This is a genomic window from Tianxiuia mixotrophica, assembly GCF_050596425.1.
Classification (GTDB): domain Bacteria; phylum Bacillota; class Clostridia; order Peptostreptococcales; family Acidaminobacteraceae.
The window spans coordinates 83,869-98,405 of record NZ_CP192292.1 but is presented as its reverse complement, the minus strand read 5'-3'; the positions used below and the strand labels follow the sequence as shown (position 1 = coordinate 98,405).

The window sequence follows — 14,537 nt, the reverse complement described above, 5'->3', positions numbered from 1 at the left end:
TCAATCAATTATATTTATGGCGCTCCATTGACAGTTTACCCCTAATAGGAACCAATCACAACATATGGTCCAGATTCATTTTTTCATTCTTATATCATTATACGCCGACAATCGTAAAATTTCACATAGACTTGTTGAAATATTTCACCTTAAAAATGGACAATTCTAATGTTACAATAAGATAAGCTCTGGGGATCATTACGAATTTGAAAATTGAATCCCAGCAAAGTTTGATATATTATTGTCATGCGTACTTAAAAAGCGCATACTGATACATTCATCAGGACAACTGACAAGATGCTATTGAGGTGACCAATGACAACCTATAGAACCGAAACCGACATGCTCGGGACAAAGAAAATTTCTAATAAGGCTTACTACGGTATAAACACCGCAAGAGCCCTTGAAAACTTTAATATAACTGGAAGAACCGTCAACATGAAACTCATTCATGGTATGGTCCTCATCAAAAAGGCCGCTGCCATGGCCAACATGCATTTAAAACAACTGGATAAGGACAAGGCAAAGGCCATTATGACGGCTTGCGATGAAGTTCTTGCCGGTGATCTATCCGATCAATTTGTGGTTGATCCCCTGCAGGGCGGTGCGGGCACGTCAACCAATATGAACGTCAATGAAGTCATCGCCAATAGGGCCATTGAGATTTTAGAGGGGCAAAAGGGAGACTATGACTTGGTCCACCCCCTAAATGATGTGAACATGTCCCAGTCCACGAATGATGTTTACCCCACAGCGCTTCGGATTGCAGCCATTCGAGAACTGAGAAACACAGCAGACGCCTTTGCGAACCTGCAAGAGGCCCTTCAAATTAAAGAAAATGAATTTGCAGATATATTAAAGCTGGGTAGAACACAAATGATGGACGCCCTGCCCATGATGGTTGGTCAGGAATTTGGCGCCTGGTCCAAGGCCATTGCCAGGGACCGGTGGCGAATTTACAAGGTAGAAGAGCGCCTGCGCCAGATCAATATAGGCGGGACAGCCATTGGAACAGGCATGAATGCCAGCCATAAGTTCATCTTCCTAATGACAGACCTGCTCCAAGACATGACGGGGCTTGGTCTTGCAAGAAGTGAATTTCCCATTGATGTGACTCAGAACATGGATGTCTTCACAGAGGTCAGTGGTCTTTTAAAAAGCGCTGCGGTCAACCTTGTAAAAATATCAGGCGACCTGCGCCTGCTGGGATCTGGTCCAAGAGGGGGACTGGGAGAACTCAACCTTCCACCCGTACAAGCTGGATCAACAATCATGCCAGGCAAGGTCAACCCCGTTATGGCTGAAATGATGGGACAAGTCTCTATGCGTGTCATGGCCAATGATTTTGCCATCACCCAAGCGGCCATGAGTGGACAACTAGAACTCAATGCCTTTGTTCCCCTCATTGCCGAAAGCCTTCTGGAGTCTCTTGAAATCCTGACAAATGGCGTAACAGCCTTTCGGGAAAAATGCATTGAAGGCATCACCGTTAATAAAGACAACACACAAAAACACCTGGAAAATTCCACAGCCCTTGTCACAGCCCTTGTCCACCATGTGGGTTATGATAAATCTTCACAAATTGCAAAAATTGCCCTTCGCGAAGGAAAATCCATCCGACAGGTTGTCCTTGAAGATGGCTGCCTAAGCAGTGAGGCACTTGATAATATACTCAACCCATTCCAAATTACAAATCCGGGCATCCCCGGTAAGTAGAAATTAGGACGGACCATTTGTATTTTAAGGAGAAAGACTATGAGCTTAAATGCGACCCCTCGGGGCAATCGTGTTCACATTGCTTTATTTGGCAGACGTAATGCTGGAAAATCAAGTGTTATAAATGCCATCACAGATCAGGAAATCGCCATTGTATCCGATGTGAAAGGCACAACAACTGACCCTGTGTACAAGTCTATGGAAATTCTGCCAATCGGCCCTACGGTTATTATTGATACTGCCGGACTCGATGATTTCGGAGAACTGGGTGAACTCAGAAAGAAAAAAACCATTGAGGTTCTATCTAAAACAGATGTGGCCCTTGTTGTCATTGATGCCAGCCAAGGGGTGACAGAAGACGACCAGTTTATCCTTGATCTCATACGGGAAAAGAACATCCCCCAAATTATTGTTCTAAACAAACAAGACGAAGCCCAGTCAACTGAGGAAGACATTGAAGCCCTTAAAGAAAAGTACAAAGTCCCCGTTCTCCCAGTTTCAGCGGCAAACGGTAAGGGCATACAGTCTTTAAAAAAAGCCATCGCTTCTAGTCTGCCCGAAGACGAGGATAAGTTTCGAATTATTGGGGACCTGATTCAGCCTGGCGATCTTGTTGTTCTTGTCACACCTATAGATAAGGCCGCTCCAAAAGGCAGGCTCATCTTACCTCAGCAGCAAACCATCCGCGACATTCTCGAAAGCGACGCCATTGCGGTTGTGACAAAAGAGCATGAACTGAAAGAAACACTGGAAAAACTCGGCACAAAGCCAAAACTTGTTGTGACGGATTCCCAAGCCTTCTTAAAGGTGTCGGCTGATACACCAAAAGATATTCCTCTCACATCCTTCTCCATTCTCTTCGCCCGTCATAAAGGGGATTTGAATGAACTCATTGCAGGGGCTAAAGCCATTCGCTCTTTAAAGGATGGAGATAAAGTACTCGTCTCTGAAGGCTGTACACACCATAGACAAGCTGATGATATCGGACGGGTAAAAATTCCGCGCTGGATTCGTCAAATGACAGGCAAGCAGATTGATTTTGAATACACATCAGGCACTCAATTCACAGAAGACATCGAACGCTACAGCTTGATTGTTCACTGCGGAGCCTGCATGCTTAACAAGACAGCCATGCATTACCGCATCAATCAAGCCAAACATTTCGGTGTGCCTATTGTCAATTATGGCGTCCTAATAGCCCATGTACAGGGTATTATTGACCGGGCTATTGAGCCCTTCCCTATGGCTAAACTCCTTTGGGAAGAAGACCAAGAAAACATGTAGAAAGCCTGAAATCACTGATAATCATTATCAGTGATTTTTTTCCAGTATTTTTGTTGACAAGGTCACCTTAATTTTGTAAACTATGTTTGTAGCGGTTGCAAGATTGTATTCGTTACAAACGATTCACATATACAAATCTTGTCCTCGCCCTTATCTTTTAAAGAGTCTTTCTTTATTAGAGTCTTTCATAAGCTCAAATTGCTGACAATCCATGAAGGCTCACGGCTGGGACAAAATGATGATATTAATATTCTTACTTACATGGAGGAAAAAATTATGAAAAAGTTTGTCTGTACTGTATGCGGTTACACACACGAAGGCGATGCAGCACCAGAAAAGTGCCCACAGTGTAATGTACCTGCTGAAAAGTTTAAAGAACTAGTGGCTGGCGCTAAGCGTGTTTGGGCTGACCAACACTTCATCGGTGTGGCTAAAGGCGTTGATGAGGAAATCGTTCAAGGTCTACGTGACAACTTCATGGGCGAATGTACAGAAGTTGGTATGTACCTGGCTATGAGCCGTCAAGCTGATCGTGAAGGATTCCCAGAAGTGGCTGAAGCATACAAGCGCATTGCATTTGAAGAAGCTGAACATGCTGCTAAGTTTGCGGAACTTCTAGGTGAAGTTGTAAATGAATCAACTAAGAAGAACCTTGAACTACGTGCTGACGCTGAGCAAGGCGCAACGGAAGGCAAGCTGGCTCTAGCTAAGCGTGCTAAAGAGCTTAACCTTGACGCAATCCATGACACAGTGCATGAAATGTGTAAAGATGAAGCACGCCACGGCGCTGCATTCGAAGGTCTACTAAACAGATACTTCGGTGAATAATTAAAGACATAGCATACCTACATGCTTTAAAGTCTATGTATGATGGACCCCCAAAATCCATCATATAAAAAAGCTCTGATGACACTGTCATCAGAGCTTTTCTAATATAATTTTATATTGACCTAAACATGCTTTTTCATAAAGAGCTTAGGCACTAAAAACCACTTAAGCGAAGCACGCCCGGGTCCCAGTTCCGACCATTCATCAATATTTACATCAATACACACAATCCCCCCAGTGGGCAGGTATATGTTAAAGCCTTCTGATGCAATTAAATAGGCAATCACGTTTTCCCAGGTCGGATTGTGACCTATAACCATAACTGACTCATCCTCATCATTCAAGTCTCTTATCATATTTACGGTGTGGTCAACTGATGTCATATACAAGGTTTCATCATATACAACGGGGATCATATGCCCCAGGGCCTTTAAAAAGTCTTTTGTTGTTTCCACAGCCCGCACCGCTGACGATGATAAAATAATGTCCGGAATCTCCTGGTGTACAGCCAGCAAACTCCCCATGAATGACGATGCCTTGTGGCCCCGTTTCTTCAGCGGACGATCAAAATCCTCGTACAATTCAGCATTCCAAACAGCTTTTCCGTGTCTCATTATATAAATACGTTTCATCATCCACCCTCCTCGTAATTCATACATACCCGAAAGACCAAGCCAAGCCTCTTTTTTAGCGATTTTACCACAATTGTGTTAAAATTGACTTGGATTCATTATGAATTTTACATAAAGGGGGCGTTTGCATGAAACTGAGCGAAATTTCAAAAAACAATGATATTTCTATGCCTGATCCACTCTCGAGCCGCCTCGATGCGGCACAAAAATTACAGTACACTGACCCAAAACAGGCCTATGATATTGCATACGACATCTGTCGTGAAATCAACTCTGAACAAATGCCCGTCGTCTATTTGCGTGCCCTTTATTTAAAAGGACGAGCATCATGGCACATGGGTCATTTTGAAGAGGCCTTATTTGGAGGCACCGAACTCCTTGAACAGTCAGAAGCTTTAGAAAACAAGGCCTATCAAGCAGAAGCCTATAATTTACTCGGCAATGTCAACCTCCATATGGACAATCTTGACCAGGCTCTAGAGTATTATAGGGATGGCCTGCGCCTTGCAAAAATATCACACAACACCCGGGCGGAAAGCTCGCTTCACAATAATATAGGTGAAATATACAACCGGCTTGATGCCAATGAGCAGGCCAAGGAATACTACGAAAAGGGTCTGCGTATTGCCCTGGCAACCAATCAAGCCAACGGCATAGGGATTGGCTACCTCAATTTAGGGGAACTCGCCATGAAGGCTGGCAACTATGATGTCGCCACCAAGCGCGTCCATGATGCCCTTGATGTTTTTCGAAAAGATCACGACAAGCTTGGAGAGGCCCACGTCCTATTTCTAATGGCTGACATACTCACATTAAAGGGTGAGCTGGATCAAGCAGAAGACTATTACAAGGATGCCGAGGCCATTGAAAAAGAAACTGGTGACCAGTACAACTACTTGCGCACAGGGATCGCTTACACCAAGCTCCTAATTAAGAAAAAAACTTTTCAGCGGCTGAAAGCAAGTGTCTAAAACTTTTGGACTTGTCTTTAGAACTAAACGCCAGCAACAATACGGCCATAGCCCAGTCCTTGCTTGCCAAGATATATGAAATGCAAAAGCAGTACGAAAAGGCTCTGACATATTATAAGAAATATCACGACATGGATATTCAGTCCCAAAAGGAAGCCTTAGAAGAACGGCTTCATCATATCCGTTCCCAGTTTAAAATTGAACAGGCCCAGCATGAAAAAGAAATTTTCAGGTTGAAAAATGTAGAGCTTAGCTCAAAAAATAATGAACTTCAGACCCTCTACAACACAATTGCCACCATTTCAGAAATCGGGCGCGACATCACATCCACCCTTGATCTCGAAGAGGTCTTCAGAAAAATATACAACAATGTCAACACCCTTATGGATGCCACTTTTTTTGGTATTTCTCTTTACGATAAAAAGACAAAACTTATTACATACCCGATGTTTATGTCTTCTGGTAAAAGAATCGGCTTTAAAAATGCGCATATTGATGATAAGAACAGCCTGAGCGCCTACTGTATTAGAAATAGAAGTGACATTCTCATAAATGATTATTTGAATGAATACACCAATTATAAAGAGGACCCCATGCTCCACAGGAAAGGACGCATGTCACAGTCCATCCTTTATGTGCCCCTACTTGTTGAAGGACGAATCATTGGAACCATTACCGCCCAGTCCTATGATAGAAATGCCTATACCAAGCACCACCTAGACATGCTCAACACCCTGGCTTCTTATACAGCCATTGCCATTCGAAATGGACAAGAGTCAGAGCAGCTTGCCAGTGAGATCGCACAACGTAAGATGGCTCAAAAGAATCTGGAGTCCGTCAATAAACAACTTAGAGAAATGACTTACATGGACGTCCTAACGAAGATTCCTAACCGGCGGTATTTTATAGATACGCTCACAAGAGAGCTAAATCGGTCTATAAGAGAAGAAGAACCCCTATCTGTGATTTTGATCGATATTGATAAGTTCAAGGAATACAACGACAACTACGGCCATATAGCAGGGGATACATGCCTGTCAAAAGTTGCACAGCTTCTTGAAAAGAGCCTCAAGCGCAAGACGGACCTGGTCGCACGCTATGGTGGCGATGAATTCGTTGCCGTTTTACCAAACACGGATCTTGATGGGGCACTGCTTGTGGCAGAAACCATGCGGGCAAACGTGGAACTCGAACAAATTGAACACGCATATTCCACAATTTCCGAGCTGATTTCCATTACCCTAGGCATATATTCCAACATCCCTACAATGGATATGAGTCTTGAAAGGGTTGTCCAGCTTTCGGACCAAGCCCTTTATACGGCCAAAGACATGGGGCGTAACTGCATTGCCAGCAATATCAGTCCTCTGTCACTTGAGGATCGAGCTTAGCCACTTAAAGCACATTTGCCTGTTTTCTTAGCAAATGTGCTTTAATTTTCCACTGCCACTAAATTCTTTAATCTTTTTGTCTCTATGGCACCAGCCCAAAATGGACATTTTTCCCTTATAAATCTATTCACGTAGTCACGAACTGGACTGTCCCAGTATAGGGTCTTTGATGTGTATATTTTATGCATAGCCTGCAGTGTCTCAACAATTTCATCAGCACACATATTGTAGAACATGGCCGAGATTTCATCGTACTCCTCTTGTGTAAGCACCAATTTGTCACTCAGGTCACTTACAAATGTTTTAAAAAAATGCGTTTGAATGATGGGTTCAAAATGGTTTGTCGGCAGATCTTTTAGGGGCACTCTACTTTTTAAGCTATAATCCTTTAATACAGAATACACTTGTGAAGGTTGAAAATAGAGACAAGCCTCGTTTTCAACTTTAAAAGTTTCCAGGTAAGATCGAATGTATCTGATGCCTTTTGTATCCATAAAGTCAAAAATCAAGGGATAATCAATATCTGAAACGAGACTTTCAGCATCATATTTAAAGTTATAGTTCGAAAAAAAATCTGGAACGGCCCGTGTGAAAGTGTCTTCATATACATGATTGTCTATTGGTATGCGAACGGCTTCTATGTCCCTATATAAATACTTCGTTTCCTGGATGTAAATTTGTATATAGGCATATGCATCCTCATATATGGTCTTCACCCTTTTCTCAAGAATTTCATCAATAAAATCCTCATTTAAAAAAGTATCCATATATAAGTCCAGTACATAGAACCATGATCTAACGACCTGTTCCATTCTTTCATTAGAAAGGCTGGTCGACTGTGACCCGGTGTAATCTAAGAACTGTTTTTCCAACTCTATTGCAATGTCTTGATTCAACGCTTTAATGTGTTTCATTGATATTCGTCCTCGGGAAATTTCCTTTTGAATACATCCAAAGAACCCCTTTTCTTCAGCTTTATTTTCGAGAAAATTCATCAAGAGCCCCCCTCATAACCGGTTCAAAATTCTGAATGAAATCATAGGCCACTTTTTCACCTAAATACTCTATTGATCCCTTACAAACACCATTAAAGCTCTCATACAGGAAGTCTATAAGCTCTTCATCAAAAATCCTGTCATCCAATTCTTTTTTCACATAGTGAAAGATTTCATAAATTTCCAAAACAATTTCTATGAACTCATCGGACTGTATAAAGGGGGAATCGCTGAATCTTTTAAGAATTTCTTCAAGAACATCTTGATTCATGGAAATTCGACCGTATTTCTCTAATATTTGATCACTTTCACTTTCAAGCACAACCACTTGATTTTGAGATAATACGAGACCATATCTAGAAATTTCCTCATTCACTTTTTCTAAATCAATCCCTTTTCTACCCAAGCCATGCTCAAAAAACTCAATTCCATTCATATAAAAGCCCCCTTTTTTTCGTTAAAATAAAATTAACTATTGACAAATAAGTATTTGTATGTTATTATTAAATTTAAAGCTTGTTCGGTGTTGGTATTTTATCATTTACACCTTCATGTGTCAACGATGGGTTCAAAAACTTTATACCTTTTAAGCACTTGTAATCAAAAACAAAGCGCTGTCGACCTGATACAGGTCAGCAGCGCTCTTTTTATGCTTTAACCTTGCTTTCTTTCAGACATGTCCTTACAGGGGATACACGCCCTATATTGGTCCCAATCACCCCAAGTAAGATGAGGCTGCCCCCAATTATATGGTAACCTTCAAGAGGTTCGCTTAAGACAAGAAAACCAGCGCCAATGCTTATCAGAGTGGCAAGATTATTAAAAACACTCATTTGTGAAGCAGGAAGAACCGTCAGTGCCCGGGTGGAAAAAAGCGAAGACAAAACAGAAGAAAAAACACTTAAGTATATAATGCTCATCATATAACCTTCCTCAAGAAATGGACCTGTATATGTTTTCCACAGATCATGGGGGCCACTGCCTACAAGAAAAGCCATATGAAAGGCAATAAAGCCAACAAGGAGGATAATATATGTTAAATCCATATAACTATGGTCCTTGAGTCGTTTCTTAGCAAGCAAACCATATAAGGCAGAAGCAAGCGCTGATAAAAGAGCAAAAACCAGTCCCGTTTGATTCATGCTTTCAAGGGCAATCCCCTTCATGGAAAAAATGTAGACAAGACCCGTCACCGAAAGAAGCACACTTATTTTTTGAAACATTGTCGTCCTCTCCTTGAGAAAGATAGAAGCAAGAATCAAGGTCATAACAGGAACCATAGCATGGATCATGCCCGCCTCAGATGATGAGAGGCGTAAAAGACCAAGGCCTTGAAGGAGAAAAAACAAAACCGGATAAAAAATAGCCACTGGCAGGATCTCTAAAATCTCAGCCCATTTCACCCTAAGTCTTTGACCGGTAAAAGCCCTGTATACGGCAAAGACCCCCGCGCCAATGGCAAATCTATGGGCTAGAACCACCACTGGTTCAGCATATGCTAAGGCCATTTTCATAAATAAAAATGACAATCCAATAAATACAGAAAAAAGCACCGCCGATATATAGGCACTGGTTTTTTTCATAGTGTGATTGCTTTTCTTTATAAGATTATCTTTCATTGTAAAACTCCTTTTCATATTTGTTTTTACTTTCAAGTTTACAGAGTTTAATGCCCTCTCATGGTCGATTGTCTGTAGTCTTATTGAAACACGCCCTATATAGGTGTACAATGACATCAAAAGGAAACTGTGGCGGTACAGTTGAAAGGACCAAGTATGTATAAGTATATTGAACTTGCAGGTCAACTTGAAAAGATAATTGAAAATGGCGCCTATAGCCAAGGGGCAAAATTGCCTTCCATTCGAAGCATTTGTAAGGACTACAATGCTCATAAATCAACGGTGATAAAGGCTCTTGAAATATTAGTCGATAAGAATCTTATCTATGTTGTGCCCCAAAGTGGTTATTATGTTCTTACAAGGCAAAATTCACTGTATGACGAAGAAACTGACATAGATTTTGCAACGTCTTCTCCCAACCCCAGTCTCTTTCCCTATCAAGACTTTCAGCTTTGCATCAACCAGGCCATACAAAAATATCAGGCTGAACTCTTCCTCTATGGAACCGCTCGGGGACTGAATGGGCTCATTGATGTATCCGTAAAATCCCTTATGAAGGATCAAATTTTCACCAAGGCCAAGAACCTCGTCATAACCTCAGGGGTCCAGCAGGCCTTATCCCTGCTTATTGACATGCCCTTTCCCAGTGGTAAGGATACTATTTTGGTGGAACAACCCACCTATCATTTGTTTCTTGACCAACTTCAGACACTTGGAAAATCTGTGTCTTATATAGAAAGAACCCACCAAGGGATAGACCTTGAAAAACTTGAAAAAATCTTTGCCACAGAAAATATAAAATTTTTCTATACCATGCCAAGATTTCACAACCCCCTTGGCAGTTCCCTGGCAGATAATCAAAAACAAAGCCTTGTGGACTTGGCTTATAAATATGATGTTTATATTGTTGAAGATGATTTTTTGTCTGACTATGAAACCAACCCAAAGGCCGACCCACTTTTCGCATACGATTCCCAGCGAAGGTACACCATCTACCTAAAGAGCTATTCGAAAATTATTTTTCCTGGCCTTCGTGTCGGTGTTTCCATCTTGCCAGATGACTTGGTAGATGTCTTTATAAAACGCAAGGTCTACGCAGACATAGACTCATCCATGATCTCACAAGCAGCCCTTGAAATTTACCACCGAAGCGGTATGTTTAAAAAGCATGCTAAAAAAATGAACAGTCTCTACAAAAAAAGGGCTGACACACTCCACGGCAGTCTTGAGAAACTGGTCTGCCATACCCCATCCATCCGATATACAAAGCCGAGTTCAAAGGCCGTTTTTACATGCCTTGAACTAGATCATCCGGCACCGGTTTCAAGGCTTAAAGACAATAACATTCACATTATGAGCGCTTCAGAAAACTTTTCCCTTCCCCATGCCCAAAGTCATCACTACTTAAGACTCAATGTGACAAACACAAGGCAGGAAAAAATTGAAACCGGTCTTGAAAAACTCTTTCAACTTCTATAACCATAGATTGATGGCTGGCACAGCACCCTCATAAAATATAAAAACCTCCAAACGGGTCATCTTATTTAAAAGATCTCGACCAATTTGGAGGTTTTTGGCAACAGGTTACACTGAATCTGATTCAATATATCCATTAATTTTTTTATTTTCTATTTTTATTTTTCTTTTTTTTCCACTTGCCCTTATACGTTCTTAATAATCTCTACAACGAGTTCTGCACTCTTTACAAGGTCAGCGATTTCGATAAACTCTTCAAGTGTATGAACCTTTTGCATGCCGATACCAAGGTTAATGGCCTTGATGCCATTGCCATTGTAAATGTTTGTATCAGATCCACCGCCAGATGTTGTCAGGTGTGTCTTTGCTCCAACAGCATCCATAGCCTTTTTAATAATGGCAATGATAGCATCATTTTCTTCCACTAGAAAAGCACTGTATGCACGTGAAACTTCAACATTCGCCTGTGCACCAAACTTCTCAGCCGCATCCTTGAAGCACTTTGACATATGTGCCGACTGTGCATCCAGCTTTTCATTTGAAAGAGAACGGGCTTCTGCTTTAATTTTCACTTCTGGGCAAACGATGTTTGTCACTTGGCCGCCTTCAATAACGCCAATATTAGCTGTTGTTTCCTCGTCCACACGAAGAAGCTTCATGTTATTGATGGCTTCAGACGCCACCATAATAGCACTGATACCTTCTTGAGGTGCCACACCAGCATGGGCAGGCTTACCAGAAATCGTTACATCAATCTTGTCTTGTGCAGGACCTTGGACGATAACTTCACCTGTCTTGCCACCAGAATCAAGAACAAATCCCATTTTTGAATTCACAAGACTGTAGTCTAGATTCTTAGAACCATTCAGACCGCCTTCTTCTGCGATTGTAATAACAGCTTCAACATCACCATGTGGTATGTCATTTTCAATCAGAACTTGGAAGGCTTCCATAATTGCAGCAATGCCCGCTTTATCATCGCCACCAAGAACTGTTGTGCCATCTGTTTTAATAATGCCATCTTCAACGATTGGCTTAACACCATTACCAGGCGTCACAGTGTCCATATGAGAACTGAACATAACAGAAGGTTGGTCTGTAGAGCCCTTTAGACGCGCAACAATGTTGTCTGTGTTAGAACCAACAGGTGTGCCCGCATTGTCTCTTGATATTTCAAGACCCATTTCCTTCATTTCTGCTATAAGTGCTTCAGAAAATTCTTTCTCGTTTCTAGTTTCACTGTCGATTTGAACATATTTCAGAAATCTTTCTACGAGTCTTTCACGATTCACCATATGTATAAACCTCCTCAAATGCTTCAATGTATTTTTATTAAATCCCTATCTATTATAATATCAAAAGTGGGCCCCTCTGGGACCCACTCAACTTAAATAATCGTTAAACAATACGTAATAAAATTAAATTCAGCGGTCAAGTTGTTGAGTATATTTCATAACCACCTCGTAATAATTCTTTTATACGTCAAAGCTGTAATGATTCTACGTCCCTACTTAAAACGCAAACCATCCATATTTAACCTCTAAATAGTATATGGCAATACCAAACACAAAGGCTGGAATTGTTGTAATAACAGTCGCCCATAGGGACGACTTTCTATCAATTGCAAGGAGTGGGAAGAGAGCATCCCCGTCCTGTGAAATAGCATTGGCCACAACGGCTGCAAATGGAACCATACCCTTTGTAAAGAGAGCCACAAATATAATTTGAGGGCCACAACCCGGAATAAGTCCAATGGCCGCACCGATAATAACCGAGTAGAGTCCTGCGGCAAGCATCATTTCCTTCATAATCATCTCACCGGCGGCATAATCCGCACCGCCAAGCATAAAGACACCAATTTCATAAATGAGGTAGGCCACAAAAACCCATGTGCCAACAAATGCTGTTTCTTCAGCACCGTGTATAAAGGTTTCCTTTAAAGACATAAGCTTCATTTCCGCTTCTTCATGGGTGTCATCTGCTAGGAATTTCTTACCCATAATCATGAGGGCCGCAGAAATAAGTGTTCCGGCCACACCTATGTAAGCCCCAAGATTCGGTACTGCCATCGCATTCACATCCACTTGGAAGAGAAGCATTACACCAAGCACAAGACCAACCGCTATGAAAACCCAGTAAATCTTAAAGAAGGTATGGGTAAATCGGTAGCCTAATGAATCAGGCTTTTGGTGCCCTTTTGCATTATGGTGAAGGGCTAGATCGACAATATCACCTTCATCGTGACCTATATGGCTGTAATTTTCATGATTGTGTGTTTCTTCTCCACCACTGGCCATTTCAATCAGCATATGATCCGCCTTGGCATGAAGGGCTTCAAGTTCTTCTTGATTGTTAATTTTCAAGTTGGCCAGCAGTTTATCACCAACCTTAAAGTAATCCACAATGTAGCCTGTGATGATTGCAGCAGCAAAAGATATAACTGAAATCCAAAGGTAGTGCAGGGGCATTGTCGATATAACAACAAAGGCCGCATCGCCCATTGTTGCAACCAGTGTTGCAACCACAGTACCAAAGGTTACATTGCCCTTAATAAAGAGGGGCATAACAAATATTGCGCCCCCACAACCAGGTGTGAGACCTAGAAGAGCACCTATAATCGGTTGAAACTTCTTGGCATTTTTTATGGTTTCAATAAAAGCACCCTTGGTTTTAAAATTAATGTAGTTAAACATCATGAGTACAGCACCTACAAAGACTGTCACTTGAAGAAAGGAGCCTTCCATACTGTACAGGATGATGTCAATTATTTCTTTGAACATTCTTTTCACCTCTGTTTGAATTCTGTCATACTGATTGTCGTCTAATTGATGATTTCTTTATTTACAATCGTCTTAGTCCTCTGACGATGTCATATGAATTTTACGGGCTGCCAGGTAACCTATGACCATCTTCTCCTTATCCCTTTCAATGGTAATTGGACCACTAAAGGGTGCCTTTCCGAGAACCTTAATTGTCTCACCTAGATTCAGTCCCAAGTTCTCAAAGTACTTAAGCAGTTCTGTATCGTCTTCAACCCACGTTATTATATAAGATCTAGATGTTTCACAGTCACTTAGGGGACATGATACCACCCCTTCATGAACAGCTCCCACTGTAAGAATTCGTTCACCCATTGCACCATAGCTCGGTCGCCCTAGATGTTCAAAGAGTCTGCTTTCTAACTCGTCTGACATGACATGTTCTAGTCTTTCAGCTTCTTCATGGACCATATGGAGGGGATACCCCAGAGATTTTGTCAGCCACAGTTCCCACAATTGATGTCTGCGCTTAACCTGGAGGGCTTTCTCAATGCCCTTGTCTGTTAGGCGAATGCCTTTGTATGGTTCATACACAATGTAACCGCTTGAAGAAAGTCTCTTGATCATTTCACTGACAGATGGCGGGGATAAACCTAGAGCCCTTGAAATTGTCTTGTTGCTCACAAGTTCCATTGCGCCACCTTTTTCATATATGGCTTTTAAATAATCCTGTTCACTTATTGTCATAAAACCACCTTTTTAGGGTTGCCTAATTTTATGTTTAATATACCCTATATTTCTATTATAAAGCATTCAAACTTATTTTTCTACAATATTCAGGAAAATAGTCTACAATTTTTATGTAT

At 41.5% G+C, this 14,537-nt stretch carries 13 protein-coding genes; 6 read left to right on the top strand and 7 right to left on the bottom strand.

What is annotated here, in order from left to right; all coding sequences use genetic code 11:
• Positions 1-315 precede the first annotated feature (315 nt).
• The 3 genes from ACQ4KW_RS00455 to ACQ4KW_RS00445 all read left to right on the top strand — a co-directional run bounded on the left by ACQ4KW_RS00455 (position 316) and on the right by ACQ4KW_RS00445 (position 3,828).
• The gene (locus ACQ4KW_RS00455) at positions 316-1,716 is read left to right on the top strand and encodes an aspartate ammonia-lyase (RefSeq protein ID WP_430884589.1); all 1,401 of its coding nucleotides are present in this window, start codon (positions 316-318) and stop codon (positions 1,714-1,716) included.
• Positions 1,717-1,755: 39 nt separating this feature from the next.
• Positions 1,756-3,000: a [FeFe] hydrogenase H-cluster maturation GTPase HydF gene (gene hydF / locus ACQ4KW_RS00450; protein ID WP_430884588.1), complete on the top strand. Its 1,245-nt coding sequence runs from the start codon at positions 1,756-1,758 to the stop codon at positions 2,998-3,000.
• 276 nt (positions 3,001-3,276) lie between these two features.
• Entirely contained in the window at positions 3,277-3,828 is a 552-nt protein-coding gene (locus ACQ4KW_RS00445; RefSeq protein ID WP_430884587.1) for an NADH peroxidase, read from the top strand.
• A gap of 122 nt (positions 3,829-3,950) precedes the next feature.
• On the opposite strand, the gene ACQ4KW_RS00440 is transcribed toward ACQ4KW_RS00445, so the two are convergent.
• Positions 3,951-4,463 carry a SixA phosphatase family protein gene (locus ACQ4KW_RS00440; RefSeq protein ID WP_430884586.1) on the bottom strand — a complete coding sequence of 171 codons (513 nt, stop codon included), beginning with the start codon at positions 4,461-4,463 and terminating at the stop codon, positions 3,951-3,953.
• A gap of 125 nt (positions 4,464-4,588) precedes the next feature.
• Here ACQ4KW_RS00440 and ACQ4KW_RS00435 point away from each other — a divergent pair, with 125 nt between their 5' ends.
• Both ACQ4KW_RS00435 and ACQ4KW_RS00430 read left to right on the top strand, forming a co-directional pair.
• Positions 4,589-5,431, top strand: coding sequence for a tetratricopeptide repeat protein (locus ACQ4KW_RS00435; RefSeq protein ID WP_430884585.1), 843 nt, complete (start codon positions 4,589-4,591; stop codon positions 5,429-5,431).
• Between the two features lie 11 nt (positions 5,432-5,442).
• Complete coding sequence (locus ACQ4KW_RS00430; protein WP_430884584.1) at positions 5,443-6,822, top strand: diguanylate cyclase; 1,380 nt, start codon at positions 5,443-5,445, stop codon at positions 6,820-6,822.
• A gap of 41 nt (positions 6,823-6,863) precedes the next feature.
• Here ACQ4KW_RS00430 and ACQ4KW_RS00425 read toward each other — a convergent pair whose 3' ends face one another.
• From ACQ4KW_RS00425 to ACQ4KW_RS00415, 3 genes are all read right to left on the bottom strand, one after another.
• Positions 6,864-7,817: a DUF6179 domain-containing protein gene (locus tag ACQ4KW_RS00425; protein ID WP_430884583.1), complete on the bottom strand. Its 954-nt coding sequence runs from the start codon at positions 7,815-7,817 to the stop codon at positions 6,864-6,866.
• Positions 7,798-8,253: a DUF6323 family protein gene (locus ACQ4KW_RS00420; RefSeq protein WP_430884582.1), complete on the bottom strand. Its 456-nt coding sequence runs from the start codon at positions 8,251-8,253 to the stop codon at positions 7,798-7,800. The genes ACQ4KW_RS00425 and ACQ4KW_RS00420 overlap by 20 nt, the downstream gene beginning before the upstream one ends.
• A 211-nt stretch (positions 8,254-8,464) precedes the next feature.
• Positions 8,465-9,436: a DMT family transporter gene (locus tag ACQ4KW_RS00415; RefSeq protein ID WP_430884581.1), complete on the bottom strand. Its 972-nt coding sequence runs from the start codon at positions 9,434-9,436 to the stop codon at positions 8,465-8,467.
• 156 nt (positions 9,437-9,592) lie between these two features.
• Between ACQ4KW_RS00415 and ACQ4KW_RS00410 the strand changes: the two genes are divergently transcribed.
• A complete protein-coding gene (locus tag ACQ4KW_RS00410) occupies positions 9,593-10,915 on the top strand; it encodes a PLP-dependent aminotransferase family protein (protein ID WP_430884580.1) in 1,323 nt (440 codons plus the stop codon).
• A gap of 182 nt (positions 10,916-11,097) precedes the next feature.
• Here the strand turns inward: ACQ4KW_RS00410 and ACQ4KW_RS00405 are convergent, their stop codons facing one another.
• From ACQ4KW_RS00405 to ACQ4KW_RS00395, 3 genes are all read right to left on the bottom strand, one after another.
• Positions 11,098-12,207 carry a M20/M25/M40 family metallo-hydrolase gene (locus tag ACQ4KW_RS00405; RefSeq protein ID WP_430884579.1) on the bottom strand — a complete coding sequence of 370 codons (1,110 nt, stop codon included), beginning with the start codon at positions 12,205-12,207 and terminating at the stop codon, positions 11,098-11,100.
• 216 nt (positions 12,208-12,423) lie between these two features.
• A complete protein-coding gene (locus ACQ4KW_RS00400) occupies positions 12,424-13,692 on the bottom strand; it encodes a putative manganese transporter (protein WP_430884578.1) in 1,269 nt (422 codons plus the stop codon).
• A 72-nt stretch (positions 13,693-13,764) separates the two neighbouring features.
• Complete coding sequence (locus tag ACQ4KW_RS00395) at positions 13,765-14,418, bottom strand: metal-dependent transcriptional regulator (protein WP_430884577.1); 654 nt, start codon at positions 14,416-14,418, stop codon at positions 13,765-13,767.
• Positions 14,419-14,537: the final 119 nt, after the last annotated feature.

What these genes read in the sequence shown, in the direction of transcription:
- ACQ4KW_RS00440 (WP_430884586.1), bottom strand. Translation starts at nt 4,463, where the DNA reads ATGATGAAACGTATTTATATAATGAGACACGGAAAAGCTGTTTGGAAT.
- ACQ4KW_RS00410 (WP_430884580.1), top strand. Translation starts at nt 9,593, where the DNA reads ATGTATAAGTATATTGAACTTGCAGGTCAACTTGAAAAGATAATTGAA.
- ACQ4KW_RS00420 (WP_430884582.1), bottom strand. Translation starts at nt 8,253, where the DNA reads ATGAATGGAATTGAGTTTTTTGAGCATGGCTTGGGTAGAAAAGGGATT.
- ACQ4KW_RS00415 (WP_430884581.1), bottom strand. Translation starts at nt 9,436, where the DNA reads ATGAAAGATAATCTTATAAAGAAAAGCAATCACACTATGAAAAAAACC.
- ACQ4KW_RS00425 (WP_430884583.1), bottom strand. Translation starts at nt 7,817, where the DNA reads ATGAATTTTCTCGAAAATAAAGCTGAAGAAAAGGGGTTCTTTGGATGT.
- hydF (WP_430884588.1), top strand. Translation starts at nt 1,756, where the DNA reads ATGAGCTTAAATGCGACCCCTCGGGGCAATCGTGTTCACATTGCTTTA.
- ACQ4KW_RS00435 (WP_430884585.1), top strand. Translation starts at nt 4,589, where the DNA reads ATGAAACTGAGCGAAATTTCAAAAAACAATGATATTTCTATGCCTGAT.
- ACQ4KW_RS00455 (WP_430884589.1), top strand. Translation starts at nt 316, where the DNA reads ATGACAACCTATAGAACCGAAACCGACATGCTCGGGACAAAGAAAATT.
- ACQ4KW_RS00445 (WP_430884587.1), top strand. Translation starts at nt 3,277, where the DNA reads ATGAAAAAGTTTGTCTGTACTGTATGCGGTTACACACACGAAGGCGAT.
- ACQ4KW_RS00405 (WP_430884579.1), bottom strand. Translation starts at nt 12,207, where the DNA reads ATGGTGAATCGTGAAAGACTCGTAGAAAGATTTCTGAAATATGTTCAA.
- ACQ4KW_RS00395 (WP_430884577.1), bottom strand. Translation starts at nt 14,418, where the DNA reads ATGACAATAAGTGAACAGGATTATTTAAAAGCCATATATGAAAAAGGT.
- ACQ4KW_RS00400 (WP_430884578.1), bottom strand. Translation starts at nt 13,692, where the DNA reads ATGTTCAAAGAAATAATTGACATCATCCTGTACAGTATGGAAGGCTCC.